Annotated in this window: 24 protein-coding genes and 1 pseudogene; 15 read left to right on the forward strand and 10 right to left on the reverse strand. The window is 71.5% G+C overall.

Annotated elements, in window-relative coordinates; translation table 11 throughout:
* Window position 1: 1 nt before the first annotated feature.
* The 10 genes from BU204_RS01895 to cutA all read left to right on the forward strand — a co-directional run bounded on the left by BU204_RS01895 (window position 2) and on the right by cutA (window position 10132).
* Window positions 2-2122: an ATP-binding protein gene (locus tag BU204_RS01895; RefSeq protein ID WP_083660924.1), complete on the forward strand. Its 2121-nt coding sequence runs from the start codon at window positions 2-4 to the stop codon at window positions 2120-2122.
* 157 nt (window positions 2123-2279) lie between these two features.
* On the forward strand, window positions 2280-3257 hold the full coding sequence (locus BU204_RS01900; protein ID WP_075123750.1) for an ABC transporter substrate-binding protein: 978 nt from the start codon (window positions 2280-2282) through the stop codon (window positions 3255-3257).
* A 131-nt stretch (window positions 3258-3388) separates the two neighbouring features.
* Window positions 3389-4009, forward strand: a complete 621-nt coding sequence (locus BU204_RS01905; RefSeq protein WP_075123751.1) for a GntR family transcriptional regulator — start codon at window positions 3389-3391, stop codon at window positions 4007-4009.
* A gap of 115 nt (window positions 4010-4124) precedes the next feature.
* Window positions 4125-5747: an alpha/beta hydrolase family protein gene (locus BU204_RS01910; protein ID WP_233159032.1), complete on the forward strand. Its 1623-nt coding sequence runs from the start codon at window positions 4125-4127 to the stop codon at window positions 5745-5747.
* Complete coding sequence (locus BU204_RS01915) at window positions 5744-6784, forward strand: PPE domain-containing protein (RefSeq protein WP_075123753.1); 1041 nt, start codon at window positions 5744-5746, stop codon at window positions 6782-6784. Before BU204_RS01910 ends, BU204_RS01915 begins: the two co-directional genes overlap by 4 nt.
* Entirely contained in the window at window positions 6781-7461 is a 681-nt protein-coding gene (locus tag BU204_RS01920) for an ESX secretion-associated protein EspG (protein ID WP_143229254.1), read from the forward strand. The genes BU204_RS01915 and BU204_RS01920 overlap by 4 nt, the downstream gene beginning before the upstream one ends.
* A gap of 63 nt (window positions 7462-7524) precedes the next feature.
* Window positions 7525-7920: a hypothetical protein gene (locus tag BU204_RS01925; protein WP_075123755.1), complete on the forward strand. Its 396-nt coding sequence runs from the start codon at window positions 7525-7527 to the stop codon at window positions 7918-7920.
* Window positions 7921-7987: 67 nt separating this feature from the next.
* Window positions 7988-8689: a TetR/AcrR family transcriptional regulator gene (locus BU204_RS01930; RefSeq protein WP_075123920.1), complete on the forward strand. Its 702-nt coding sequence runs from the start codon at window positions 7988-7990 to the stop codon at window positions 8687-8689.
* 99 nt (window positions 8690-8788) lie between these two features.
* Window positions 8789-9778, forward strand: a complete 990-nt coding sequence (locus BU204_RS01935) for an NAD(P)-dependent alcohol dehydrogenase (RefSeq protein ID WP_075123756.1) — start codon at window positions 8789-8791, stop codon at window positions 9776-9778.
* Window positions 9779-9811: 33 nt separating this feature from the next.
* Entirely contained in the window at window positions 9812-10132 is a 321-nt protein-coding gene (cutA, locus tag BU204_RS01940; RefSeq protein WP_143229255.1) for a divalent cation tolerance protein CutA, read from the forward strand.
* A 15-nt stretch (window positions 10133-10147) separates the two neighbouring features.
* Here cutA and BU204_RS01945 read toward each other — a convergent pair whose 3' ends face one another.
* Window positions 10148-10945: an endonuclease/exonuclease/phosphatase family protein gene (locus tag BU204_RS01945; protein ID WP_075123758.1), complete on the reverse strand. Its 798-nt coding sequence runs from the start codon at window positions 10943-10945 to the stop codon at window positions 10148-10150.
* Window positions 10942-11850, reverse strand: coding sequence for a LysR family transcriptional regulator (locus tag BU204_RS01950; protein WP_075123759.1), 909 nt, complete (start codon window positions 11848-11850; stop codon window positions 10942-10944). The genes BU204_RS01945 and BU204_RS01950 overlap by 4 nt, the downstream gene beginning before the upstream one ends.
* 69 nt (window positions 11851-11919) lie before the next feature.
* On the opposite strand from BU204_RS01950, the gene BU204_RS01955 reads away from it, so the two are divergent.
* Window positions 11920-12432: a hypothetical protein gene (locus BU204_RS01955; RefSeq protein ID WP_075123760.1), complete on the forward strand. Its 513-nt coding sequence runs from the start codon at window positions 11920-11922 to the stop codon at window positions 12430-12432.
* Here BU204_RS01955 and BU204_RS01960 read toward each other — a convergent pair.
* The 6 genes from BU204_RS01960 to BU204_RS01985 all read right to left on the reverse strand — a co-directional run bounded on the left by BU204_RS01960 (window position 12401) and on the right by BU204_RS01985 (window position 19023).
* The gene (locus BU204_RS01960; RefSeq protein WP_075123761.1) at window positions 12401-12925 is read right to left on the reverse strand and encodes an RNA 2'-phosphotransferase; all 525 of its coding nucleotides are present in this window, start codon (window positions 12923-12925) and stop codon (window positions 12401-12403) included. The two genes, BU204_RS01955 and BU204_RS01960, sit on opposite strands and share 32 nt — an antisense overlap.
* Before the next feature lie 77 nt (window positions 12926-13002).
* On the reverse strand, window positions 13003-14409 hold the full coding sequence (locus tag BU204_RS01965; protein ID WP_198942738.1) for a cellulose binding domain-containing protein: 1407 nt from the start codon (window positions 14407-14409) through the stop codon (window positions 13003-13005).
* 49 nt (window positions 14410-14458) lie between these two features.
* On the reverse strand, window positions 14459-15961 hold the full coding sequence (locus tag BU204_RS01970) for a beta-N-acetylhexosaminidase (protein ID WP_198942739.1): 1503 nt from the start codon (window positions 15959-15961) through the stop codon (window positions 14459-14461).
* Window positions 15962-15976: 15 nt separating this feature from the next.
* Complete coding sequence (locus BU204_RS01975; protein ID WP_075123763.1) at window positions 15977-16798, reverse strand: carbohydrate ABC transporter permease; 822 nt, start codon at window positions 16796-16798, stop codon at window positions 15977-15979.
* Entirely contained in the window at window positions 16795-17757 is a 963-nt protein-coding gene (locus BU204_RS01980) for a carbohydrate ABC transporter permease (protein ID WP_198942740.1), read from the reverse strand. The genes BU204_RS01975 and BU204_RS01980 overlap by 4 nt, the downstream gene beginning before the upstream one ends.
* A 6-nt stretch (window positions 17758-17763) precedes the next feature.
* A complete protein-coding gene (locus tag BU204_RS01985; RefSeq protein ID WP_075123764.1) occupies window positions 17764-19023 on the reverse strand; it encodes an extracellular solute-binding protein in 1260 nt (419 codons plus the stop codon).
* Window positions 19024-19204: 181 nt separating this feature from the next.
* Here BU204_RS01985 and BU204_RS01990 point away from each other — a divergent pair, with 181 nt between their 5' ends.
* The 4 genes and pseudogenes from BU204_RS01990 to BU204_RS02005 all read left to right on the forward strand — a co-directional run bounded on the left by BU204_RS01990 (window position 19205) and on the right by BU204_RS02005 (window position 23064).
* Entirely contained in the window at window positions 19205-20026 is an 822-nt protein-coding gene (locus tag BU204_RS01990; RefSeq protein WP_075123765.1) for a GntR family transcriptional regulator, read from the forward strand.
* Window positions 20027-20093: 67 nt separating this feature from the next.
* Window positions 20094-21347, forward strand: a complete 1254-nt coding sequence (locus BU204_RS01995) for a cytochrome P450 (RefSeq protein ID WP_075123766.1) — start codon at window positions 20094-20096, stop codon at window positions 21345-21347.
* A gap of 33 nt (window positions 21348-21380) precedes the next feature.
* Window positions 21381-22484, forward strand: a pseudogene (locus BU204_RS02000) (aminotransferase class V-fold PLP-dependent enzyme); the annotation flags it as partial.
* A gap of 130 nt (window positions 22485-22614) precedes the next feature.
* Window positions 22615-23064, forward strand: a complete 450-nt coding sequence (locus BU204_RS02005) for a hypothetical protein (protein ID WP_075123768.1) — start codon at window positions 22615-22617, stop codon at window positions 23062-23064.
* A 37-nt stretch (window positions 23065-23101) separates the two neighbouring features.
* On the opposite strand, the gene BU204_RS41820 is transcribed toward BU204_RS02005, so the two are convergent.
* Together BU204_RS41820 and BU204_RS02020 are read right to left on the reverse strand one after the other, a co-directional pair.
* Window positions 23102-25036 carry a choice-of-anchor A family protein gene (locus BU204_RS41820; protein ID WP_083660926.1) on the reverse strand — a complete coding sequence of 645 codons (1935 nt, stop codon included), beginning with the start codon at window positions 25034-25036 and terminating at the stop codon, window positions 23102-23104.
* Window positions 25037-25083: 47 nt separating this feature from the next.
* Window positions 25084-25707, reverse strand: a complete 624-nt coding sequence (locus BU204_RS02020; protein ID WP_075123769.1) for a hypothetical protein — start codon at window positions 25705-25707, stop codon at window positions 25084-25086.
* Window positions 25708-25781 lie beyond the last annotated feature (74 nt).

Below are 25781 nucleotides of genomic sequence, written 5' to 3' on the forward strand. Positions count from 1 at the left end.
GATGGACGACAGCGCGAACACGTTCACGGGAACCGCACGAAGTGTGGTGCAGGCGCGCGACGTGTACGGCGATGTGCATGTCAGCCACGCCCCTCTGCCGGTGCGAGCACCGGTACCTCGCCAACTTCCGCCTGATGTCGCCGGTTTCACCGGCCGCGGGACGGAAATGGCGGCACTCGACGCGCTCCTCGCCCAGGACGAACCAGTGCGAATCGGCCTGATCGCCGGAACCGCGGGGGTGGGAAAGACCGCCTTGGCCGTGCACTGGGCGCACCGCATCTGCGGTGAGTTTCCCGACGGTCAGCTTTACGTGGACCTGCGCGGGTATTCCCCGGACGAGCCTTTGTCGGGCCAGCAGGCGCTCGAGCAGTTCCTCTACGGGCTCGGGTTGCCGGGGCAGAACATCCCCACCAGTGTCGACGCTCAGACGGCGCTCTACCGTTCGTTGCTTGCCAATCGCCGGCTGCTCGTCGTGCTCGACAACGCGTACGCCGTCACGCAGATCCGGCCGTTGCTGCCCGGATCGCGCACCTGCCTGGTCCTGGTGACCAGCCGGAACGGCCTCTCCGGGCTTGTCTCCCGCGACGGTGCCGTTCGGCTGCGGCTCGGTCTTCTACCCAACGAGGATGCGATGGCGCTGCTCCGCCATGCGGTGGGCGCTGGTCGAATCGACGACGAACCAACCCACGCCGAGCGACTCGCGCGGCTCTGTGCTCACCTACCCCTCGCCCTGCGCATCGCCGGCGAACGGGTCGCGGACGACGAGTACAGCTCACTCGCCGATGTCGTCGGTGACCTGAGCAGTGAACGCGAACGTCTGGACGCGCTCGGGTCCGAGGGTTCACACGACGAGACCACGGCGGTCCGATCGGTCTTCTCGTGGTCCTACCAGGCCCTGGAAGCGGACACCGCTCGGCTGTTCCGTCATCTCGGTGTCCACCCAGGCGCGTCCTTCAGCATCGACGCGGCGGCGGCGCTGCTCGACCGACCACCAGCTGAGGCGCGGATGCGGCTACGCCAACTCGCCGATGCCCACCTCGTCGAGCCCGTCGCCCGCTCTCGGTACGCGTTCCACGATCTTCTGAAGGTGTACGCGGACGAACGCGCCGAGGTCGACGGCCGGTTCGATGACGGGCAGGCCGCCCTTCGCCGGTTGCTGCTCTGGTATCTGCACACGGCCGACCTCGCCGATCGGGCTCTTCTCCCACTCCACCGCCGCACCGCGCTCGCACTTCCGAGACCGCGGCACGGCGTGGAGGAGTTCGCCGACCGGGAGCACGCCCTGGCCTGGTGCGAAGGGGAACGGTCCAACCTGGTCGCTGTCGTCCGACGTGCGGCCGCGATCGGCGAGCATGCGGTTGCCGCTCATTTTCCCAGGGCATTGTGGAGTTTCTTCGACTTGCGCAAGCTCTGGAGCGAGTGGATCCTCATCTATCGGATCGGTCTCGAGTCCGCTCGGGTCAGCGAGGACAGGGACAACGAGGCGTGGATCCTGAGCGGCCTCGCCGTCGCCCACTACGACCTGGAGCAGTTCGACCGAGCGATCCGGCTCAGCACGCAGTCCATCGTGATTCGGCGGGTGATCGGGGACCGGTGGGGAGAAGCAGGCACGCTGAGCAATCTCGGCCTGGTGTATCGCCGTCTGGGGCGGTACGACATCGCTCTGAACTGCCTGAGGAGGTCGTTGTCCATCCGGCGGGCTCTGGGTGACCGCCGCGGCGAAGCCGGAAGCCTCAGTCGTCTGGGCGCGACGTGCCGGGACCTTGGCCGGTTCGAGGAGTCGCTGGCTCACCTGGCCGAATCCCTCGCGATTCGCAGGGAGATCGGTGACCAGCACGGTATCGGGTTCGCGCTGCACAGCCTCGGGGCCACCTACGAGCAACTGGGTCGACTCGACGAGGCCGTCGGCTGCTACCGCGAGTCCCTGGACGCGCGGAGGGAGATTGGCGACCGGCTCGGCCAGGCCGCGAACCTCTTCTGTCTCGGCAAGGTCCTGGACCGCGTGCACCGGCGTCCCGAGTCGCAGCGGGCGTTGGAACAGGCCTTGGCCATCTTCGCCGAGCTCGAATCGCCGCAGGTGGCTGTGGTCAAGGACTACCTCGCCCGCCGGACAGGTACGTAGGCGCCGGCTCGCGGTCCGGTGGCCCGGACCGGTCCGCGGGGGAGTCCCAGGGCGACAAGCTCGTGGGCAGCATTGAATTCACAATTGTTGACAATCCGGTAGGGTGCGCGGTCACTCACTCACTGCCACCGCACCTTCACTCCCGGGAGAGACCCACATGCCCCCACGCACCGGCCCGAACCACGTTCGTCGCCGCCATCTCCTCGCCGCCGTCGCCGCCGTGGCGCTGGTAGCCGGCGGGTGCGGGGAGGCGGCCTCGACGTCCTCGGACGGGAAGACGGCGGTCACCGTGGGCGTCATCCCGATCGTCGACGTGGCGCCGCTCTACCTGGGGGTGGAGAAGGGCTTCTTCGCTGAGGAGAACCTGGAGGTGAAGCTGGAGACCGCCCAGGGCGGCGTGGCGATCGTGCCGGCCGTGATCAGCGACCAGTTCCAGTTCGGGTTCAGCAACACCACCTCCCTGCTACTGGCCCAGTCGCAGGGCCTGGCGGTCAGGGTGGTCTCCTCGGGCGTCGCCTCCACCGGCGCCGAGGGCGAGGACTTCGGCGCGGTCATCGCGAAGGCGGACGGGCCGATCAGGACGGCCAAGGACCTGGCGGGCAAGCGGGTGGCGGTCAACACCCTGAAGAACATCAACACGACGACGGTCAACCACGTGGTGCGGGAGGCCGGTGGCGACCCGTCCACCATCAGCTACGTCGAGCTGCCGTTCCCGGAGATCGCGGCGGCGGTGGCCAACGGTGAGGTCGACGCCGGCCAGGTCGTCGAGCCGTTCCTGACCCTCGCGACCGGGGACGGCCACCGGCAGGTTGTCTCCAACTACGCTGGCACCAGCCCGAACATGACCGTCGGGATGTACTTCACCTCCGATCGCTACGCCGAGGAGAACCCGCGGGCCGTCACCGCCTTCGAGAAGGCGATGAAGAAGTCTCTGGACTATGCGCAGCAGCACCCCGACGAGGCCCGAGGCGTCCTGGAGAGCTACACCCAGATCGACTCGACCGTGCGGGACGACCTGGTGCTGCCGACGTGGCCCAGCGAGATCGACCAGGAGTCGGTGCGGCTGCTGGCCGAGCTGGCCAAGGACGACGGTCTGATCACCAAGCCGCTGGACGTGGACGCCCTGCTGCCGTGACGGCGGCGATCCGCTGACCCACTCGGCCGGTAACCGGCGACGTGCACTGCCTACGATGGGGGAGAGCGGAGGCGACAAGGAGTACCAGGCGAAATGAGGGTTCGAAGATCGCGCCGCCGGCCGGTGCGACGATGAGCGACGTGTTCGGCGAGCTGCGCACGGCGATCCTGCGCGGCGAGTACGCGCCGCTCCAACGCCTCATCGAAGCCGAGCTGGTCCAGCGGTACGGCACCACCCGGTTCGTCCTCCGCAACGCCCTGACCCGGCTGGCCACCGAAGGCCTGGTCGAGCTCCAGCCCAACCGCGGCGCCCGGGTCCGCGAGGTCACCGCCGATGAGGCCATCGAGATCACCGAGATCCGCCGGGCCGTGGAGTCGCTGGTGGCCGCCCGGGCGGCCGAGCGCGTGACCGACGAGGAGATCACCGAGCTGCGGAGGCTGGGCGAGGCGATGAGCGCCGCGGTGGAGCAGATGGACATGCTGGGCTACTCCGAGCTCAACGCCCAGCTGCACGGCACCATCCGCGGCATCGCCCGGCACGGCACCGCGACGCGGATCATCGAGCAGCTGCACGGGCAGCTGGTCCGCCACCAGTTCCGCCTCTCGCTCGTGCCGGGCCGCCCCTCGGTGTCGCTGCCCGAGCACCTGGCCATCATCGACGCGGTCTGCGCCCGCGACCCGGAGCGGGCCGAACGCGCCATGCGCGTCCACCTCGACAGCGTCCTCAAGACCCTCACCACGGTCGTCCGTTAGGGCACGGCCGCGAACGGGGCACGGAACCAGCCCGGGGAACGGTGGGGTTGTCCCCACCCCGGTTCCGGGTGGTGGCACCACTGTGCGGCGGCGCCGGACGCGAGAGCGTGAGTGGGTGACTTCTCCTACTACCCGTTCACCGCGCGCTGTCGCCTTCGTGCGGGTGGCGCTCGTGTTCCTGCTGGCGGCGGTGGGACTGGTACCGGCGGCGCCGGCGGTCGCGGACGGCCAGCCGAGCCTGCCAGCGCCGTCGGGCCGGCACGCGGTCGGAACGGTCTCGGTGCACCTGGTGGACCGGTCGCGACCGGACCCGTGGGTGGCGTCGATGCCGCACCGGGAGCTGATGGTCAGCGTGTGGTACCCCGCGCTGCCCAGCGCAGACCGCCCCCGCGCGCGGTACATGTCGCCGGGCGCGGCCGAACGGTTCGACGCGGTCAGGGCGCCGGGCCTGGGGATTCCGTCCGGGACGGTGGACTGGGCGGGCATGCGCACCCATGCCCGCGACGGCGCACCGGTCGACCGGCGGGGCGGGCGGCGGCCGGTCGTGCTGTACTCGCCGGGCGCCGGCGACCCGCGCACCTGGGGCACGGTCCTGGTCGAGGAGCTGGCCAGCCGGGGATACGTGGTGGTCACGATCGACCACACCTACGACTCGCCGGCGGTGTCGTTCCCCGACGGGTCGGTCACCGGCAACGAGCCGCTTCTCCGGGCCTTCGCGCAGGCCGAGGAGGAGGGCACCATCCCAGCGCTGCTGGAGAAGCTCCTGCGGGTGCGGGTCGCGGACGCCCGGTTCGTGATCGACCGGCTCGGTACGCTCCCGGGCGGCCTGGCCGACGTGGTCGACCCGCGCCGGGTGGGGATGTTCGGGCAGTCGGCGGGCGGCATCACCGCGGCCCAGGGCATGTACGAGGACCGGCGGATCAGGGCAGGCATCGACCTGGACGGCACCCTGGAGTACAGCCGGGTGCCGGACGGGACCACCCTCATGCCGGTGGCACGCCACGGGCTGCGCCAACCGCTCCTGCTGATGGGCCGGGAGGGCAGCGACCACACGACCGAGCCGTCCTGGGGAGCGTTCTGGGCGAACACCCACGGGTGGAAGCGCGACCTGACGCTGCGCGGCTCCCGACACCAGAGCTACACCGACCTGGTCGCCCTGCTGCCGCAGGTCGGTGTCGGCCAGGAGGTCATCGAGAGCACCATCGGCACGGTCGACCCGGCTCGGGCGGTGGCCGCGCTGCGCGCCTACGTCACCTCGTTCTTCGACCGCTGGCTGCGCGGCCGGGACAACCACCTCCTGGACGGACCGTCCGCCCACTACCCCGAGGTCGCGTTCGTGCCGCGGCCACCCGTTCAAGATTTTTCTGAACCATCCGCGGCTCGAATCCGTGTGCCGATCACGAAGTGCTCAGCGCGGGGAGGGCAGATGGTCGCGGAACCCGGAGGGTTCGCTCTGGACGGCACGAGCGGACGCGATCTCATTTCGGCGCTCGAGGCGCAGCTGGACCGGGTCGAGGACTGGTCGGCGCGCGTCGCCGAGCTCGCCCGGCCGTTGCCGCTGGGTGCGAACCCGGTCGGCGAGGCGATGTCGGCGCGGTTCAGTGGATGGGCGGGGGAGTCCTTCGCCGCCGCGCTCGCCGGGTACCGCGTCGCGTTGCAGGGGGCGCGCGACGCCGTCCGCGACTCGCTCGAGCTGTACTCCTCAGTCGACCAGGAACGTGCGGGTGCCTTCCGATGACTCCCTGGGACGGCCCGGTGAACTGGGCCGGGATGTCGCACCCGCAGCTCTACCTCGCGGCGACCGTGGACAACGAGCCCGGCGTGGCCTACGAGCTCGGGCGGGACTGGGCGGCGCTCGGGGCGGACATGCTCGACCAGGCGCAGGTACTCGCCGCACGGATCGCCGCGACCGAGCCAGGTTGGCGGGGAGCCGCCGGCGAGACGGTACGGGCGGCCACGCTCGCCCTCACCCGCTGGTGTCGGGACGCGGGGACGAGCGCGCAGGCCGTGGGGGAGTGCGTCACCGAGCAGGCCGACGCCGCCGAGGCCGCCCGGGTGCTGATGCCGGAGCCGGACGAGTTCGACTGGGACACCGCGCTCGGCTCCTTCGGCCGGGCGGGCGACCCGCTCGCGGCGGTGTCGGACCTGCGGGAGCCAGGCGAGCGGGCGCGTACCGCCCTGGAACGTGCCGTCGACGTGATGACCGAGCTGGAGCGGTGGAGCGAGCGGATCGACGGGGAGATCCCGACCTGCCCCGAACCGCCCCCGCCGCCCCAGGCCCGGACCGGCGGCGCCGAGGCCGCCACCGGCGCCGGAGCGCTGCCGGCCGTCCCCGCGCCGGGTGGGGACGGCCGCACGACGACCGCAGGGGTGACCGGGGGAGTCGCCGGTGCCGCTGAACCCACCCTGGCCGGGTTCGGCGGCACCGGCGGCGCCGAGGTCCGGGGCGCGAGCCCCGCGCCGGTGCTGTCGCCGCGGATCCCGCTCCGGTCGGTGCCGGTCGAGCGCGGGCAGGTGGACCTGCCGGCGCCTGGCGGTCCCGCGACCGGTCGAGGTCCACTCGCGACCGGCGGGCCGGGCATGCTCGGCGCCCCGGGGGCGGGTACGGGGACCGGCGCCGGCCAGTCCGGGGAGCACCGCACGCCCAGGTTCCTCGGCGGCGAGAAGGTGTTCAACCCGCTGCCGGCGGTACCCGCGGTGATCGGCGACACCTGGACCGCCGAGTGGTCGGCCGGACCAACCCCGGCCACGGACCGGGAGGGGCGTTCGCGATGAGCACCACCGGCATCGCGCTGTCCGCCGTCGAGTTCGAGGTCGCCTGGCAGGAGCTCGGTCTCGGCCGCATGCCCTACCCGCTCGTGCTCCCCACCGCCGACCGCCCAGTACGCGAGCGGGCGCGGGAGGCGTTGTGGCGCAGGGGACTGTGGTACGAGGGGCCGATCGCCGCGCTGGCCGAGCCGCTCGGGGTGCTCGCGTCCGGACGGACCACTGTGGACGCGGTCGGCTTCCTCGGCGGACCGGTCCGCGCACTGTCCGCCGAGGACGGCTGGTACGGCGCCGTCGCCGTGGCGCACCGGGCCGGGGTGTGGGTGGCGGCCATCCCGCCGGAAGCGCTCGTCCACGAGATCGTGCGCGTCACCGGCGACGCACCGGCGGGACGGGGTCCGTCGCTCACGGTCCCGGTCGAGGAGCTGCGCTCGGGAGGCGAGCATGCGGCCGAGCTCGCGGCGCTGCTGGCCGAACGGAGGGCCGGCGGCCAGTTCGGGTGCACCGCTACCACCGGGTCCGGGCGCCGCAGCCGGGCGCGGACGCTGGTCAGCTGGTTCGACACGCCGGGCGGACGCTACCTGCTGGTGCGCGAGGACGGTTGGGTGAGCCTCGCACCGGCCGACCGGCCACGGATGGCCCACCGCCTCGGCGAGGTCGTGACCGCCCCCGAGCTCGCGCGGTGAACAGCGGAAACTTCCGCCGCGACGACGTAGTCGACGCCCATTCCCGTTCTTTAGGCTGCGCCCATGAAGATGAGGGCCGCGGGTTTTCTCCTCGTTGTTGTCACCGTTTCCGCCGCCGGATGTGGTGACGCGCTCAGCGAGGCGTCCGCACAGGCGTGTTCGGAGGGGCGGAGCAGAGCCGCGCAGGCGCGGGAGTTCGTCGAGAACGGACCGCCCGAGCTCATGGTGGAGCTGGCCAGGACCACCGGCCCGGAGTTCGGCAAGCTGGCGGAGAAGGCGGACGACGAGGACGTGAGCGCCGCGCTCGCCGAGCTGTCCCGGACGTTCGAGGAATTCGAACCCGACATGTCCAAAGTGCCTACTGCCCTGCAGCGGTACCCGGAGTTCGACCGCTACATCGAGGATTTCAAGGCCAGCGTGCGGAACCATTCCGAGGAGCTGAACACGGCCTGCGCGTGAGGGCCGAGTGGCCGTGATCCTCCGGTCGTGACCTTACTCTGTAAGATCGCGGCGAAGGAGGGTGCTGGTGGGAGCCCGGAACAGGCCCAGCTCGGAGCCCCGCGTCCCGCTGAGCAGGGAACGCGTTCTGCGGGCGGCGGTCGCGATCGCCGACGAGGGCGGTGTCCGGGCGCTCACGATGCGCCGGCTCGCCGAGCAGGTTGGTGCCGAGGCGATGTCGCTCTACCACCACGTCGCCAACAAGGAAGACGTCCTGGACGGCACCGTCGACCTCCTGATCGGGGAGATCAACGAGGTCGTCGACCGGTTCGACCCGCCCGCCGAGCCCGCCGACTGGAAGAAGGCCGTACGCCGGCGCGTCCTGGCGGCACGCGAGATCCTCCTCCGCCACCGCTGGGCACCGGCCCTCTTCGAGACCCGCAGCGCGGTGAGCCCGCAGGTGCTGAGGTACCACGACGGCCTGATCGGGCTCATGCGCGCCGGCGGCTTCTCCCACGACCTGTGCCACCACGCGCTGCATGCGTTGGGCAGCCGGGCCCTCGGGTTCGCCCAGGAGCTGTTCGACCCGTCCGGCGCGGGCGGTGGGGAGGAGTCCGTGGCCGAACTCGAGGCGATGGCCGAGCGGTTCCCCCACCTCGTCGGCATGCTCGCCGAGGTCGCCCACGACGACCCGGACTCGACGCTGGGGTGGTGCGACGACCAGGCCGAGTTCGAGTTCGGCCTCGACATCATCCTCGACGGCCTCGACCGCCTCCGCGAGGCCGGCTGACTCCCACGCTCCCCGTCCTTGACGTTCTTACGCTGTAAGCCTACCTTACAACGTACGACTTACAACGTACGGCTGGCTCGCCAGCTGGGAGGACAAGTGATGAAGGCGTTCGTCCTACGTTCCTACGGCCCACCCGAGGCCCTCGAGCTCACCGATGTCGCCAGGCCGGTACCGGCCGCGGACGAGGTGCTCGTCCGCGTGCGGGCCACCTCGGTCCAGCCCTACGACTGGCACCACCTGCGCGGCGAGCCGTACGTGGCCCGGCTGATGCCGGGCACGCTGGGGCTGCGGACGTCGAAGATCAGCGTCCTGGGCGCCGACCTCGCGGGGGAGGTCGAGGCGGTCGGCGCGGCGGTGACCGACCTCCGCCCGGGGGACGAGGTGTTCGCGCTGGCCGGCCGGGGCGGTTTCGCCGAGTACGCCCGCGTCGGCCGCGACGTGCTGGCCCCGAAACCGCGGAGCCTCTCGTTCGAGCAGGCCGCGGCGGTGCCGCTGGCGGCGGTCACCGCGTTGCACGCCCTGCGCGACCAGGGGCACCTCGAGCCGGGACAGCGCGTCCTGGTCAACGGCGCCTCGGGTGGCGTCGGCACGTTCGCCGTGCAGCTCGCCAAGGCCTTCGGCGCGCACGTGACCGGGGTGTGCGGCACGCGGAACGTCGAGCTGGTCCGCTCGATCGGAGCGGACGAGGTGATCGACTACACCGCCCAGGACTTCACCCGCACCGGCGAGCGCTACGACCTGCTGCTGGACAACGCGGGCAGCCACTCGGTCAGGTCCTTGCGGCGGGCCATGACTCCGTCCGCCACCTGCGTCGTGGTCGGTGGGCCGGCCGGGCGGTGGCTGCAACCCGTCGGTCACGTCCTCGCCGCTGCCGCGGTGTCGCCGTTGCTGTCCCAGCGTGTGGTCGTGACACAGACGAGCGGCTACCTCCCCCGGGCACGGGATCTGCTGCTGACGCTCACCGAGCTGATCGAGGACGGCCGGCTCACCCCGGTCATCGACCGGACCTACCCCTTCGCCGACCTCCCCGCGGCGATGGCGTACCAGGAGGAAGGCCACGCCTCGGGGAAGGTCGTCGTCACGGTGTGATCGCGTCGCGAAGGAGGCGCGAGGCTCGCGGACGTGACTAGTATCACAGCCATGGACTACGTCGTCGTGACGTTCACCACCGACAGCAAACAGCTCGCCACCACCATGGCAGCTGAGGTGGCGAGCGAGGAGTGCACCTGCTGCACGCACATCGAGGGGCCGATCAGGCGCGTGCACCGCTGGCACGGCCGGCAGCACGCGAGCGAGCAGTGGCGGGTGGAGATCGAGGCCACCGCCGACGGCGCCGACGCCCTGGTCGACCACCTCACCAGCCATCACCAGGGCGAGGTGCACGACCTCCTGGTCAGCGACAACATCGGCCACCTCGCGGCCGGAGCCGCCGAGCCGCGCTGAGCGAGCGGCGGCGTGCTACTCCGGTAGCCGCACCCTCGGCGCCAGGTGGTCGGACAGGAAGCCGACCGACCCGGCCGGTTCGGTGAGGACCAGGTCGGCCGCCAGGACGGGTCGCCCGGACACCAGCAGGTAGTCGATGCGCTGCGCCGGTCGTCCGGGCGGCAGGTACTCGGCGCGGTAGGTCGGCCGACCGGCGTCCGCGAGCGGGTCGTGCCAGGCGCCGTGCTCGACAATCTCGGGGTAGAGCGGGCCGCTGCTGGCGATGTTGAAGTCGCCGCCGAGCACCGACAGCGGCATGGTGTGGGCGCCGGCGGCGCGCAGCGCGGTCTGGACGATGCGTACCTGTCGGCGGTGCAGGCCGTGGTGCCGGTTGGCCGCGGACCAGTCCCCGTCGCCGTTGGCGGTGAGCTGGGTGTTGCCGACCAGGAGGGTCCCGTCGACGGTCCGGACCGCGAGCACGCCCTGCAGCCGGCAGCGCAGCGCGGAGACCACGCGGAAGGGGAGGCCCCCGCCGTCGGGCCGCGCGCTCGTGAACGGCGTGTACGTCGGGGGGCACAGTGGACGCCGGGCGAGCACAGCCAGGCCGCCGGCGGGATGTCCGGCCAGGCCCGGGAGCCAGGCCGCATGGGGCAGCGACGGCAGCCGGGCGGCGATGAACCGGAGCAGCGGAGCCGTCCAGACCTCCTGGAGCAGCAGCACGTCCACGTCGAGCTCGGTGAGCCGCCGGCAGAACTCGGCTGCCCGCTCGCGTACCGGCGCACCGCGCGAGCGCAGGCCCACGTAGACGTTGAACGACACCACGTCCAGCGTCATCGCCGCTCCCCGCCGTCGGTGTCCAGGGACCGCTGGATCGCGGTGAGGATCGTGTCGATCCGGGGGTCGTCGGCCCGGTCGGGGAGGTGTACCGCGTAGTAGGGCGCGGACGGGAGCCCGGTGATCTCGCGGGCGACCAGGCCCGGGGTGGGCCGCACACAGCCGTTGACGACGGCGAGGCCGACGCCGAGCGAGACGAAGTGCAGGGTCAACGGCCAGCCTTCGGCCTCGATGGCGAGGACCCAGTCCACGTCGGCGTCGCGCAGCGCTCGTTCGACCGCGACGCGGTGTGGGCGGCTGGACGGTGGCAGGACCAGGGCGTGGCCGTCGAGGTCGGCCAGGGTGAGCCGGCGACGGGACGCCAGCGGGTGGTCGGCCGGCATGACCAGGGTCGCCGGGTAGCTCGCGAGCAGGGTGGTGTGCAGGTCGTCGGGCAGGGTCTCGAGCACTCCCACCCCGAGGTCGGCGCGGCCGGACCGCACGGCGCCCAGCATGCGCGCGCGGTCACAGTTGATGAGCTTGAGGGGTGGGCGCCGGTCGTCGTCGCGGCCGCGCAGGATGTCGCGGACGAGGTCGCCGAGCAGGTACAGGTAGGCGCCTTCGCCGGCGGCAAGCACGAGCGGGCGGGTCGGCGCGGTGCCGCGGACCTCCGCCAGGAACGTGGCGACGCGAACATCGAGCTCGCGGGCGAACCGGGCGACCACCTCGCCCTCGCGGGTGAGCGTGAGGACCCGTCCCTGCCGGCGGTAGAGCGGACGGCCGAGCGACTCGGCCAGCTTGTTGACCTTGACGTGCAGGGCCGGCTGGGAGATCCGGAGCTCCTCGGCGGAGCGGGTGAAGTTCAGGTGCTCGGCGAACACGGCGAACGAGGCCAGCGCGTCGGTGGACAGCCGAGCGAGATCCATAGCCACTGACTATAGCTAATCCCTCAGACAATAGTTCTGCTTTAGCCTCTGGCGCTCCACGCTGGAGGCATGAACACGCATGAACGACTCGGTGTCGACTTCGGCCGGGTCATCCAGGGCGCGGCTCTCCCGTCGGGTGAGGTCGACACCGTCTTCCTCCAGGGAGGGCTCGCCGAGGCCCTCGCCTCCCCACCGAGCGAGGGGGCACTCGAGGTGCTCGCCCGGATCGTCCCGCGCTTCGACGGCCGCGTCTGGGTGATCTCCAAATGCGGTGAGCGGGTGCAACAGCGCACGCTGGCCTGGCTCTCCCACCACGACTTCTACCGGCGAACCGGCGTGCCCGAGGGCAACGTCCGGTTCTGCCAGCGTCGGGCGGACAAGGCGAGGCACTGCGCCGAGCTCGGGATCACGCACATGATCGACGACCGGGTCGACGTGCACCGCGCGCTGCGCGGGCTGGTGGCGAACCTGTACCTGTTCGGCAGCCAGCCCGATCCGGCGCCCGACTGGGTCCGGCACACGCCGACATGGGCCGACGTGGAGGCGGCGATCAGCGCAGGAACTCCGGCGGCACTGCGCTGACCAGCCAGACCTGGTTGGCGCTGACCCGGAACGTGTGGCCCGCGGCCACCATCGCCGCCGCGTCGACGGTCAGCACGACGGGCCGGCCGCGGCGTGCACCGACCCGGCGAGCGGTGTGCTCGTCGGCGGACAGGTGCACGTCGTGGCGGTCCATGGGCCGGAGCCCGTCGCGCCTGATGTCGGCCAGGAACCGGTCGACGGTTCCGTGGAACAGCACGTCGGGCGGGGTGGTCACCGGCAGGTCGAGCTCGACGTCGACGGTGTGGCCCTGGTTCGCGCGAATCCGCCGCCGCTGCGCGTCGAAGGCGAACCGCTGCTTGTCGTTGGCCGCCACGACGTGGTCGAGGTCTGCTCGGGTGATCGGGAACTGGTGGCTGGCGCAGGCGGCGAGCAGTTCGTCGACGTCGACCCAGCCGGCCTCGTCCAGCGCGAGACCGAGCCGCTCCGGTCGGTGCCGCAGGTGCTTGGCCAGGTACTTCGACACCCGAACCATCCGCTGCTCGTCCACCTGGGCCAGTGTGCCAGCCGGACCGCGGGTCGGGGGCGGCGTACGCCGCCCCCGACCCGTCCTCAGCGCACGGTGTCGACGTGCTGGACGCCGGAGGTGCGGTAGCCGTTCACCCGGGAACTGACCTGACCGGGGCTCACGACCTCGTTCTCGGCGAAGTAGACCCAGTCGACCCGCTCCTGATAGGCGCGGTCGCCGGGCTGGCCGACCAGGCCGCCGGAGATGAACCAGAGGTTGAAGTTGATCGACATCGGGGTCTCCGGGTAGTACCGGTCACCGTGGTCGGCGAACAGCGTGCCGTCCACGTAGTAGCGCACCCGACCCGACGCCACCTGGATCACCAGGTCGTGCCAGCCGCTGAAGCTGGTGCGCTGCTCGGTATGCACGTTGTCGGCGACCCACGGCTCGTTCTGGTAGGTCTCCCACGTCGTCGCGTAGAGGATGTTCGACGGCTCGCCCCACCCGCCGTTGGGCAGGTACTCGAAGTCCAGCTCGCCGTAGTTCGGGTCCATCGGGGCGTCGAGCGGGGTGATCGTGAAGAACGTCTGCACCACGTGGTCGCCGTCGATCCCGCGCACCGGCGTGTCGGTGAAGAAGACCCGCGCGGCGTAGGTGCCTTCGAAGAACTTGCGCTGGTGGTACAGCTCGGTCTGCCGGGCGCTCGACCCGTTGTTCGACGACTCCAGCTGGAGCACCTGGCTCCCGCCGACGGACGGGAACGTGACCAGCGCCGGGTCCCAGACCGCTCCGGGGACACCCGGGCCGCCTCCGCCGGAGCGGACGGTCCACCCGCGCTGGGCGATCCGCGGGTCGCTCGACGAGGTGTAGGCGAAGTCATCGAACAGGACCTCGCCGGTCGGCTGGGGTGGGTCGGGCGGGTCGGGAGGCTCGTCGCCACCGCCCGGTCCGGTGCCCCAGATCGTCGTCCCACCGCGTTGGACGGTCACTGTGGACCACGGAGTGTAGGTCGTGCGGTTGCCGAACGAGTAGTCGTCGGACTGGGTGATCGCACCCCAGTTGGTGCGGTAGAACCGCAGCTGGAGGTCGCCGGTCGTCCCGCCGGGCGCCAGCGAGCCGGCGCCGGAGGTGAACCCGACCTCCAGGTAGCGGTCGGCGGTGGCCGTGGGGGTGCCGAGCTGCCGGAACGTGCCGGTGACGTTGCCGCAGCCACGCACCGCCCAGGAGCAGGAGAACCGGTAGCCGACGTCGGGCGTCTCGCCGCGGAAGTAGTACCGCAGCGTGACCTCGGACAGCGGGATGGTGGTGGTGCCGGTGTTCGTGATCGTGAACCAGGGCTCCACCTGGTCGGTCGTGGCGCCGGTGGCGCTGGTGCGGTAGTTCGCGGTGAGCCCGTCGGCGAGCGCGGTGCTCTCCGCGAGCGCCGGCGCCGGGACGAACGCGGTCAGCGCGGCCATGGCGGCGGCCGCGGCGAGGACTCTGGTGCGGAGAACTCTGGTGCTGGGGGACACTTCTCCTCCTGTACGTGCAGGTGCGTACCGGGTGGGGTGCGACCTCCTCTCAGCTCGTCGGGGTGAGTGACCGGTGGGCGACGGACAACGCCGCGAGCCGGCGTTCGTGCACGGGCATCGCGGCGGCGAACGCTGCCCAGTCCGGGCTGGCCGACCACAGGGCGTCGGCCAGCGCGCAGAGCCGCGGGAACGCCAGGTACTCGACGTCCTCGGCGCGCGGCGCCTGCTCGGTCCAGAGTTGGCACTGGCTGCCCAGGACAGCCGGGTGGTCGGGAACGGGCTGGTGGTACACGTCGGACATGGTCACCACGGCGCCGGGCTGACCGGAGCGCTCGCCGGGGTCAGTCGACTGTGGATAGTCGAGATAGGTCGACCGCCACGGGGTGAGCACCACCTGGTGGCCGCGCCCGATCGGGCGCTCGGCACTGTCCTGCCAGGGCATCACGACCGTGCGGGGGTCGAGTGGTGTCCCGTCGCCGGCGTCGTCCCAGCAGACCGGCACCCGCCCGTTCTCGAGCAGGAACTCGCCCACCCGGCCCAGGAACCACCCCCGGAGCGCCTCCGGTCCGGCAAGCCCTTCGCGTGCGACCCTGGCCATCGCGACCGGGCTCGCCGCCCACTCGGTCGACGGGCACTCGTCCCCGCCGACGTGCACGTACTCGCCGGGGAAGACGTCCATGACCTGACCGAGGACGGTGCGGCAGAAGTCGAGGGTCCGGTCGTCCACACCGAACACGGCCTCGGAAATGCCCCACCTGGTCCACACCGGGAGCGGCCGCTCCGGCTGGTTGCCCAGCCAGGGGTAGGCGGCGAGCGCCGCCCTGGCGTGTCCCGGCATCTCGATCTCCGGGACGATCCGCACCCCGCGCTCGGCGGCGTAGGCCACCAGGGCGCGCAGCTCGGCGCTGGTGTAGGCGCCACCGTGGGGGGTGCCGTCGAACCGGTCGCCGCCGGCCGGCCCGAGCAGCGTCTCCGAACGCAGCCCGCCGATCTCGGTGAGCGCGGGGAAGTCCGGAACCGGCATCCGCCAGCCCTGGTCGTCGGTGAGGTGCAGGTGCAGCACGGTGAGCTTGTGCAGGGCGAGCAGCTCGACGAACCGGCGCAGGAACCGCACCGGCTGGAAGTGCCGGGCCACGTCGAGCATGGCTCCGCGCCAGTGCAGCCGGGCGGAGTCGGCGATGTCGACGCAGGGCAGGCTCCACCGCACGCCGGGAGCCGGCGTGTCGCCCAGCACCTCGACGGGCAGCAGCTGGCGGACCGTCTGCACGCCGTGCAGCAACCCCGCGAGGCGGCGGGCGCGCAGTACGACGGCCTGTTCGCCCACGGTCAGCGCATACCCCTCCTCGCCGAGGCCGACCAGCTGGTCGTCCAGCGCGAGGAGCACGGTTCCATCGGTGGACAGGGGAAGCGGCAGGCCGGTGGCGGGCCGCAGGTACCGCCGGAGCAGCCGGGCCGCCGGTTCGGCACCCGAGGTGGCCCGGAGCGCGGTGGTGGGTCCGAAGACGAACCGCCCGGCTCGCGAGACCATGCGGGTGGGTCGGGGAACGATCACGTGGTGCCTCCCGGTTCAGCCCTTGACCGCGCCGCCGGTGATCCCGGCGGTCACCTTTCCCTGCAGTACCAGGAAGATCGCCAGTACGGGCAGCATGAACAGGGTCGACGCGGCCATCGTGGCGCCCCAGTCGGTGCCGAACGTGTTGCTGAACGAGGAGAGCCAGACCGGGAGGGTCCGGTCGTCCTGGTCCTTGATGATCAGCAGGTTGGCGAAGGCGAACTCGTTCCAGGCGGTGATGAAACCGAACAGCGAGGTGGCCAGCAGGCCGGGCGCGAGCAGGGGGAGCACCACCCGGCGGAACGCCGCCGGCCGGTCGCACCCGTCCACCTGGGCCGCTTCCTCGAGTTCGACCGGTACCGCGGCGAGGAAGTTCCGCAGGGTGACGATCGTGAACGGCAGCGTGATCATGAAGTAGACGAGGGTCAGCATGGCCAGCGTGTCGAGCATCCCGGTGTCGCGTGCGATCACGTACATCGGGATCAGCAGGGCCTCCCATGGCGTCATCTGCGCGACGAACACCATGAGGATGAAGCCCCGCCTGCCCCGCCAGCGCAGGCGGGCCACCGCGTACGCCGCGAGCAGGGCGACCACGAGCGACAGCAGCACCGCCGACCCCGCCACCAGCAGGCTGTTGCGCCAGAACGACCAGAAGCCCTGTGCGCGGACTGCCGTCGCGAAGTGCTCGACGGTGAGCGCGGACGGCCAGAACGTCGGCGTCTCCGCCTGGATCTCGCGGGCGGGCTTGAAGGCGGTCAGCACCATCCAGTACACCGGGAACACCGACACCACGAACACGAACAGCGCCGAGAGGTTGCGGATCAGCCGGCCGGTCATGTCCTAGCCTCCTCGCGGAACATGTGGCGGAAGTAGAACAGCAGTGCGAGTGCCAGCAGCAGCACCATGAGCATGGAGACCACCGCACCGAGGTCGTAGCGGTGCAATGACTGGGCGATCTGGTAGGCGTACACGGGCAGCGTGGTGGTCGCACGCCCCGGACCACCCTCGCTGATCACCCAGATCTGCACGAACGCCTTGCCAACCCAGATCACCTCGAGGCAGGTGACGAGCCCGAACATCGGCCGCAGTATGGGAAAGGTGATCGAACGGAACGCCCGCCCGCCGCTCGCGCCGTCGATCCGCGCCGCCTCGTACAGCTCGTGGGGGACGGTCGTCATCGCCGCGTACAGGGTCAGCGCGGCGAAGGGCACCGACTGCCACACGATCAGCACCACGAGGATGCCGAAGGTCTGCGGGCCGTCGGCGAACCAGGTGTGGCCGCGGAACTGCTCGAAGCCCAGCTCCACCAGCACCCAGTTCACCACGCCCAGCTGGGACTGGAACATCCACTCGAACACCGTCGTCGCGGCGATCATCGGCGTGGCCCAGGTGAGCACGAGCCCGCCGAGTACGAGCAGGCGCATCGCCCGCCCCAGCCGCACCACGAGCAGGGCGACCACAGTAGACAGAACCATGATCAGGACGACGTTGGTCGCGGTGAACAGCGCGGTGCGCCGGACCACCGACCAGAACTCCGGGTCGGTGAGCACCGCGGTGTAGTTGTCCAGCCCGGCGAACGCGGCGCCGCCGCGGATCAGCTCGCCCATCCCGAAGTGCTGGAAGGAGATGATGACGTTGCGCAGCAACGGGTAGACGAGCAGGTAGGCGGTCGCCAGGAGGGTCGGCGCGACCAACAGGTACGGCCACAGCGCCCCTCGCCGGCGCTGGCCGGGCGCCGACGAAGGACGTGCCGCCGGCGGCGCGCCGGCCGGCGGCGCCTGGTGGGTGAGCACCACGGCGCGCTACTCGGCCGTGTTGAGCGCGGCCGCGATCACCGCGTCGGCCTCGTCGGCAGCGGCCTCCGGGTCGGCGCCGGTGAGCACCTTGGTCAGGAACTCCTTGATGGGGTTGCGGGCCTCCACCGCCGTCCAGTTCGGCGAGTTGGGCGTGGCGTGGCCGTTGGCGGCACCCTCGGCCATGGCGGCGGCGCCGGGGTCGTCCTGCACGGCGTCGGCGAGCGAGGTCCGGTTGGGCACGTAGTTCATGGTCCTGGCGAGCTCGACCTGCCAACGTTCGCCGGCCAGCGCGGCGACGACCGCGTAGGCGCCGTCCTGGCGACCGGAGGCCGCCGGGACGACCAGGTCGGAACCGCCGGTGAACACCGCTCCTGGCTCGTCCGGGGTCTTGCCGGGAATGGGGAAGAAGCCGAGCTTGCCCTCCAGCTCCGGGTTGGCCGCGGTGACCAGCTTCGCCGCGCCGGGGACCGCGATGAACTGTGCGACGTCGCCCCGGGCGACCACGTCGGTCTGCTGCGGCTTGGCCTCGTCGGAGTCCTTCGGTCCCTTGCCCAGCGCCTGCAGGCGGCGGTAGAAGTCCGCGCCCGCCAACGCCTCCGGGGTGCCCAACGCGCCCCGCCACTCCTGTCCGTCGCGCACGGCGAGGTCGCCACCCTCGTCCCAGACGAACCCGGCGAGCACGTACCAGTTCTGGCCGGGCAGGTAGATGCCCTGCACGCCGCCCTGGTTCAGCCGCGCGGTCGCGGCGAGCCACTCGTCCCGGGTCCTCGGCGGGGTGACGCCCCTGGCCTCGAACAGGTCGGTGCGGTAGATGACGACCCGGTTGGCCGCGTAGAAGGGGATGCCGTACTGCCGGCCGTCGACCGCGCCCGGCTCGGCGAGCCCCGGGAGCCAGTCCTCCCCGCCGAGCTCGTCGACCTTCTCGGACAGGTCGCTGACCCCGCCGCTCGCCGCGTACTGCGCCACCTGCGTGTTGCCGACCTCGATCACGTCCGGCGGGTCCGTGCTGGCCAGCGCCCCGGTGACCTTCTCGGTGATGCCGTCCCACTCCTGGATCTGGATGGTCAGCGTGTACTCGGGGTGGTCCCGTTCGAACTCGGCCTCGAAGTCGGCGACGAACTCGTCGGTCGCGGTGTCCTTCATCAACCAGACGGTCAGGTTCTGCGGTTCCCCGGGGCTCGCGCCCGAGCTGTCGGAGCCGCAGGCGGCGAGGGCGGGGAGGGTCAGCGCCAGCGCGAGCAGGCCGGCGGCGGGGCGGAGCGGCACGGGGTCACCTCACGGGTCTCGAGGATATGACCAATTGGTAAGGTCCAGCAGGCCAGCCCAAAAATGGCATAGACCAATCCGCAAGTCAATACGCACGTGGAAGCGCAGATTCCCCTACCGCTCCGCGTCGGATTGGACAACTTTGCGATCTGTCCACTGGTCCGGTTGTCATACTGGGGGCATGGCCGGAGCCATCCTCAAGCGCGAGCGGGTGCGCGACTACCTGCTCGAGATGATCGAGACGCACCCGCCCGGCGCGCCGTTGCCCGCCGAGCGGGTCCTCTGCCAGCGCCTGGCCGTGTCCCGGCCGACGCTGCGCTCGGCGGTGGACGAGCTGGTGCACAACGGGATGCTGGTCCGCCAGCACGGGCGGGGGACGTTCGTCGCGCCGGCGAAGATCACCCAGGAGCTGGTGTCCGACGACCGCGCGATGGTGCTGCCGCAGGCGGCGGGGACGTGGACCAGCCGGGTTCTGGAGTTCGCCACGGTCCCGGCCGGGGCGAGGGTGGGCCGGCGGCTGCGGGTGTCACCGGCCGCGGAGGTCTTCTACGTCGCCAGGCAGCGGTTCGTCGACGGCTCGCCGATGGCGATCGAGTACCTGCACGTTCCGGTGGCCGTCGCACCGCGACTGTCCCTCGAGGACCTCGAGTCCGGCTGTCTCTACGACCGCCTGGACGAGCACGGAGTGCGGGTGCACGACGCGATCCAGTCGGTCGAGCCGACCGTCACCAACGACGCGGAGTCCGAGCTGCTCGGCGTGCCGGTGCTCTCACCCGCGCTGCTGTTCGAGCGCCTCACCAACGACGACACCGGCCGGTCGATTGAGTACGTCCACTCGCTCTACCGCGGCGACCGCTACCGCATCGTGTCCCGCCTCGCCCTCGGCCCGACCGCGACGACCTCCGGCTCAGCCACGGCGGACGCGCACCACCCGGGTATCCCGCCCGGCGACCTCTCCGCCCGCGGTCCGGTCCGGTCGGCCACGGTGGGTGACATCCAGTAGCGCGAACCCGTAGGGTGACGAGCTGACCCCGCTCGGTCATGGTGTACGCGAGAGGCTGGATGCGGCGATGACGGCTCCCGGCGAGCAGACCGCGACACCGACCATCGAAACCCCGACCGTGCTGCGCCGGTTGTTACCGGTGGACCTGCTGGAACGGACCGGACGCCCGTTCGATCCGCCCGCCGGGTTGCGGCGGCGCCGCGGCGCCGGTGCCGTCCAGCCCCTGACGCTGACCAACGGTGCCTCGGCCTGGCTGGTGACCGGTCTCGACGAGGCCCGCACGGTGCTGAGCGACGAGCGCTTCAGCTCCGACCGGGTCCGTCACCCCGACGTCGCGGGCACGACGCCGCCACGGCGGGTGGACAGCCGCACCGACGGGATGTTCGTCTTCATGGACCCGCCGGAGCACACCCGGCTGCGGCGGCTGCTGACCGGACAGTTCACCGTGCGCCGGATGCGGCTGCTCGAGTCGCACATCCGCGAGGTCGCCGTGCGCCACGTCGAGGCCATGCGCGCCGCCGGCACCGAGGCCGACCTCGTGCCCGCCTACGCGCTGCCGCTCCCGTCGCTGGTGATCTGCGAGCTGCTCGGCGTCGACTACGCCGACCGGGCCAGGTTCCAGGAGCACACCGCCGTGGCGCTGAGCTCGAACACCCCCGAGCGCGAGCGGGCCCGCGCCGCCGGAGAACTGTACGCCTTCATCCAGGGGCTGGTGACGGCGAAGCGGGCGGCACCGGCCGACGACATTCTGTCCGGCCTCGTCCACGAGGCCGACCCGCCGCTGACCGACGTCCAGCTGACCGACATGGCGCTGTTGCTGCTCGCCGCCGGCCACGAGACCACCGCGAACATGCTGGGGCTCGGCACCTTCGCGTTGCTCGAGAACCCCGACCAGCTCGCCGCGCTGCGCGCCGACCCGGCTCTGCTGGACGGCGCGATCGACGAGCTGCTGCGCTATCTGTCGATCATCCAGGTGGGCGTCATCCGCGTCGCCACCGAGGACGTCGCGCTCGGTGGGGTGGAGGTCGCGGCGGGCTCCACCGTGATCGTCGCGCAGCCGGAGGTCAACCGCGACCCCCGGCACTGGGACGAGCCCGACCGCCTGGACGTGCTGCGGCCCCGGAGCTTCCACCTGGCGTTCGGCCACGGCGTCCACCAGTGCCTTGGCCAGCAGCTGGCGCGGATCGAGCTGCGGATCGGGCTGGGCGAGCTGCTTGCCCGGCTGCCGAACCTGCGCCTGGCCGTGCCGGCCGAACAGGTCCCGCTGCGCAACGAGATGCTCATCTTCGGGGTCCACTCCCTGCCGGTGACCTGGGCCTGACCCAGTCGCCCGGGAGATGCTTGACTGGCGAGCATGATCGACGAGGGCTGGCGTGAGCAGTTCGAGGAGTCGCCGGGATACCTGGACTTCGCGCGGGTCGGGCCACCGTCCCGGGCGGTGGTGGAGGAGAACGCCGCGTCGCTGCGCCGGCTCGCCACGGCCGGTTCGTCCACAGTAGACGACTTGATGGTCGATGACGGGCGGGCGAGGCGGGCCGTGGCGCGGTTGTGCGGCGCCGCCGAGGACCGCGTCGTCCTGTTGCCGCACACCAGCCAGGGCCTGTTCCAGGCGGCGTTCGGCGTCCCGCCCGGGGAGGTGCTGGTGTCGGCGGCGGAGTTCCCGGCCAACACCTACCCGTGGGCGCGCGCCGAGCAGGCCGGCCGGTTGACCGTGCGCTGGTCGCGACCGCCGGGCGGCCGGGTCACCCCGGAGGTGGTCGCCGCCGGGCTGACCCCGGGCACGACAGCCGTCTCGGTGAGCGCCGTGGACTTCCGCACCGGTTACCGGGCCGACCTCGCCGCGCTGCGCGAGGTGGTGGGGGACCGGTTGCTGGTGGTGGACGGCATCCAGGGGGTGGGTGTCGTCGACGAACCCTGGTCGGTCGCCGACGTGCTCGTCTGCGGTGGGCAGAAGTGGTTGCGTGCCGGGTGGGGGACCGCCTTCGCCGTGCTGTCGGACCGGGCCCTGGACCGCATGGAACCGCTGCTCTCGGGTTGGACCGGGGTGGAGGAGCCCGGGGTGTTCGACGACGAGATCCACGCGCCGGCGGCCGGTGCCCGGTCCTGGAAGGTCAGCCACCTCAGCCCGATCGACGCCGGGTGCCTGGCCCGGGCGCTGGAGCTGGCCGAGGAGATCGGGCCGGCGGTGATCCGCCGCCGGATCGCCGACCGGGTGGCCGAGCTCGACGAGCTGGTGCGGTGGGCGGGCGCGGAGATCGTCTCGGCGACCGACCGCCGGGCGGGCATCCTGTCCTTCCGCCTGCCCGGCCGCACCGTCGAGGAGGTGGCGGCCGCGCTGGCCCGCGCGGAGGTGGTGGCCACCGTGCGCCCGGACGTGGTCCGGCTCTCCCCGCACGCCTCGACTGGCCCAGCCGCCGTCGACCGGCTGCGGGCGGCGCTGGCCGAACTTCGCGCGCCGGGCTGAGCGAGCGGACGTCCTCGTGCGGGTGCCCGTGCCGGCCGCTTCCGCCGTCTGACCTGTTCCGGCTAGCATCCCTTGCCGTCACGACGCATCCGACGCTGGTTACCTGGGGGACGGCGACGCCGAGATGACGATGGGTACCGACGGCGAGCCGGCTCGTCGCCGCAGGGCGCTGCGGCGCATAGCGTGGAGCCTGTTCGTCGGCGGGTTGGTGGTGGCCTGCCTCATGGTCGGTACCGGGCTGCTGCTCCTGGCCGGGGGCGAGGACGTTGGGCCCGGCCACCCCCCGGGGCTGTGGCCTGCCGGGGTGCGGGCCTCGGTGCACAAGCCGTTCGGCGTCGGCGAGGCCCAGCGCTGCGAAGCGCTCAGCACCGACGGGACCTCGAACTACACTTCGCTCGACTGGGCCACCAGCGTTCGCGCGGCGAACGACGTCACCGTGCGCTGTCCACAGGAGGCGATCTTCCTCACCGGCACGGCGTCGGCGGCCGCGTCGGCGGTCCACAGTCCATTGATCATGGTTCCGGTGGCCGCGGCGCTGGTCGGGCTGGTGCTGTTCTTCCCCCGGCCCCGCTGAGGCGTCTGCTCACCTCGGCCGTCCGCGCCCGCGGTCGTCATCCCTCGCTGGTGCCTGGCACCCGGCGCCGGGTGAGCACCAGGAGCGCGCCGCCGCCGACCAGCAGGAGCGCGGCCACGCCGACGACGGTGCTCAGAGCCGACCCGGTGTAGGCGAGGCGGCTGCCCGTCGTGGTGCCCGGGGTGGCGGGGGGAAGTGGGCCGGTGTCGGTCCCCGGGGTGGGCGGCGTGCCGTCGGAACTGGTCGCGCGCGCGCTCTCGTCGCCGGTGGTCGGTGACGGGGCGCTCGTCTCCGAGGCGGGATCGGTGCTGCTGGGGACGGTGCTGCTGGGGTCGGTGCTGCCGGGGACGGTGGACGTCTCGGTCGTGGTGCTGGTCGTGGTGGTGCCGGTCGTGGTGTCGACGGTGGTGCTGGGAACCGTGCTCGGGTCGGTGGTGGTGTCGGCGGTCGTGCTGGTGGTGGCGGTCGTGCTGGTGGTGGGGGGTTCCGTCGTGGTGTCGGTGGTGGTTTCGACGGTCGTGCTGGTGGTGGTCGTCTCCACCGTGGTGCTGGTGGTGGTTTCGACGGTGGTGCTTGGGGGAGGGGTGGGTTCGGTGCTGGGCGGGGGAGTGGTGGTGTCGGTCGTCGGTTCGGTGGTGGTTGTCGTGGGTTCGGTGGTGGTTGTCGTGGGTTCGGTGGTGGTTGAGGACTCCGTGGTGATGGGGGGAGTGGTTGTCTCGGTTGTGGGCTCGGTGGTGGTGGGGAGCGTGGCGGTCTCGGTGGTCGTTTCCGCGGTGGTGCTGGTAGTGGGTTCGGTCGTCGTGTCGACGGTGGTGATGGGGGCCGTGGTGGTGGTGGTTTCGGTGGACGGTTCCGTCGTCGTCTCGGGGGTGGTGGCGGGGACTGTGGCCTCGGTGGTGGTGCTCGTGGTCGAGGGCGCGGCGCCACAGTTCGGGAGCGTGCCGTTGAACGGGTACGCGTGGAACTCGTTGCCGGCGGTGCTGGCGTTGCTGCCGTGGACCAGCGCGCCCGAGGTGAAGAACCGGCCGCTGAAGCCGGGGGTGCTGACCGTCGTCGTGCTGGTCGGGGTGCCGACGAGCACGCTGCCCTGGAACTCGGAGCTGCCGTTGAGCGTGACGGTGTCGGCGTTCGGGAAGTTCCACAACAGCCGCTGGCCGTACTGGTCGATCTGGTCACGGCCCTCGAACGACCCGGACCAACTCGTGATGCGGGGCGCCGAGCCGGTCATGTTGATCAGAATCGTGGCGCCGTCCGGGATTCCCGCGAAGTCGATGCCCTGCATCCCGCCGCTGTTGCTGCCGATGTTGGCCGGCAGACTGAACACCTGGAGCATCGAGTGGCCGTCGCCGGTGAAGAGGGTGGACGCGTCGGTGCGGGTCACCGTTCCGGTCGTCGGCTGCGCGGCGTAGCAGGTGCTCTCCGTCCGCAGCGCGTCCGGGATCGAGGCGTACGGGGCGAAGGCGGCTGGGTCGTGTACCAGCGTCGTGTCGATCGTGCCGGTGCCGGTCAGCGCGCCCGCGTAGCGGACCGTACCCGCCTCGCCGGCGCGCAGTACCTGGCCGGCGGCGACGTGCACGTCGCCGCCGGTGACCATGAAGTCCAGGTCGGCCGGCGGCGGAACCTGCGAGCCCAGTCCGACGATGCCGATGTCGTAGCCGGTGTCCGGGCCCGTCTTGGCCAGGGTGAAGCCACCGCCGACGACGATGCGCCCCTCCGCCTCGGCCGCGGTTCCGGTCACCGTGAAGGACCGGCCGACGAAGATGTTGATCGCCTCGTCGCGGCCGTCGTAGACACCGTCGTCCGCCCCGTGCACGGAGCGGTACGCGGCGGGGCACTCCTCCCCGACACAGGGGCCGGGCCCGGCCGTGGTCGTGGGCTCGCCGGCGGCGGAGCTGATGAAGGTCCCGGTGAGGACCACAGCGGCCAGCACGGTGGCGACGCCCACCCCTGCCGCGACACGACCCAGACTCATGACGGAATGGTGCGGTACGGACAATCGCTTTAGACCGAATAGGTGGGTCAACTCACGCAAACGGCGCAGTGCGGGGACCGGTGGGCACAGATTGACAACACAGAGTGACTACAGTTCGGCGCTGCATCGGTCTTCGGGGTGTCCCTCATTGCTTTGGTGACGGCGGCCGCGAGCACTCCTGCCGCTATGCCGTAGCCGATGAGGCCTCCGGCGAACACCGAGGGGGACTCCAGGTGAATCCGGACGAGAGTGGCCAGGACGTACCAGGTGTAGCCAAGGATGAGGGCTGGAGCGATGAGGTAGATCAACCAGATCGTGGGGCGATACCACCACGAGCCGGACGGTCCGGGGTTGACCACGTACTCCCCGGCCCGGGACCCGATCAATGCGTGCTCATCCGGCGGAATACCGGCATAGCGGTGCATATGTCGTTCGAGAATGACCAGGGAGTTCCCGTGCCTGCCGGACAGGGCGATGATGATGACGTTGTACAGCAGCCCCAACCACAGGGGTGCGGGCACCAGGGCGACCGCTGTCGGCGGTAGCTTGCCCACGTCGCCGAGGAATGCGACCGACGCGGTCAGATACGCCAGCTCCGCGCCGACCAGAGCGATATTGATGTTCAGCAGGGTGAGGGTCTCGGAGCGAGCGGCCTGGTAGATCGCGGTCAATGCCTGGACATCCTGGCGCTCGGGACCCGCGCGACCAGTGGCCTCCGGATTCCTCCTGCGTTTTATCATGTTTC

Source organism: Actinophytocola xanthii, from assembly GCF_001921205.1.
Lineage (GTDB): Bacteria > Actinomycetota > Actinomycetes > Mycobacteriales > Pseudonocardiaceae > Actinophytocola > Actinophytocola xanthii.

Coding starts and splice junctions, on each gene's coding strand:
- BU204_RS01895 (WP_083660924.1), top strand. CDS start 2: ATGGACGACAGCGCGAACACGTTCACGGGAACCGCACGAAGTGTGGTG.
- BU204_RS01900 (WP_075123750.1), top strand. CDS start 2,280: ATGCCCCCACGCACCGGCCCGAACCACGTTCGTCGCCGCCATCTCCTC.
- BU204_RS01905 (WP_075123751.1), top strand. CDS start 3,389: ATGAGCGACGTGTTCGGCGAGCTGCGCACGGCGATCCTGCGCGGCGAG.
- BU204_RS01915 (WP_075123753.1), top strand. CDS start 5,744: ATGACTCCCTGGGACGGCCCGGTGAACTGGGCCGGGATGTCGCACCCG.
- BU204_RS01920 (WP_143229254.1), top strand. CDS start 6,781: ATGAGCACCACCGGCATCGCGCTGTCCGCCGTCGAGTTCGAGGTCGCC.
- BU204_RS01925 (WP_075123755.1), top strand. CDS start 7,525: ATGAAGATGAGGGCCGCGGGTTTTCTCCTCGTTGTTGTCACCGTTTCC.
- BU204_RS01935 (WP_075123756.1), top strand. CDS start 8,789: ATGAAGGCGTTCGTCCTACGTTCCTACGGCCCACCCGAGGCCCTCGAG.
- BU204_RS01945 (WP_075123758.1), bottom strand. CDS start 10,945: ATGACGCTGGACGTGGTGTCGTTCAACGTCTACGTGGGCCTGCGCTCG.
- BU204_RS01950 (WP_075123759.1), bottom strand. CDS start 11,850: ATGGATCTCGCTCGGCTGTCCACCGACGCGCTGGCCTCGTTCGCCGTG.
- BU204_RS01955 (WP_075123760.1), top strand. CDS start 11,920: ATGAACACGCATGAACGACTCGGTGTCGACTTCGGCCGGGTCATCCAG.
- BU204_RS01960 (WP_075123761.1), bottom strand. CDS start 12,925: ATGGTTCGGGTGTCGAAGTACCTGGCCAAGCACCTGCGGCACCGACCG.
- BU204_RS01975 (WP_075123763.1), bottom strand. CDS start 16,798: ATGACCGGCCGGCTGATCCGCAACCTCTCGGCGCTGTTCGTGTTCGTG.
- BU204_RS01990 (WP_075123765.1), top strand. CDS start 19,205: ATGGCCGGAGCCATCCTCAAGCGCGAGCGGGTGCGCGACTACCTGCTC.
- BU204_RS01995 (WP_075123766.1), top strand. CDS start 20,094: ATGACGGCTCCCGGCGAGCAGACCGCGACACCGACCATCGAAACCCCG.
- BU204_RS02005 (WP_075123768.1), top strand. CDS start 22,615: ATGACGATGGGTACCGACGGCGAGCCGGCTCGTCGCCGCAGGGCGCTG.
- BU204_RS41820 (WP_083660926.1), bottom strand. CDS start 25,036: ATGAGTCTGGGTCGTGTCGCGGCAGGGGTGGGCGTCGCCACCGTGCTG.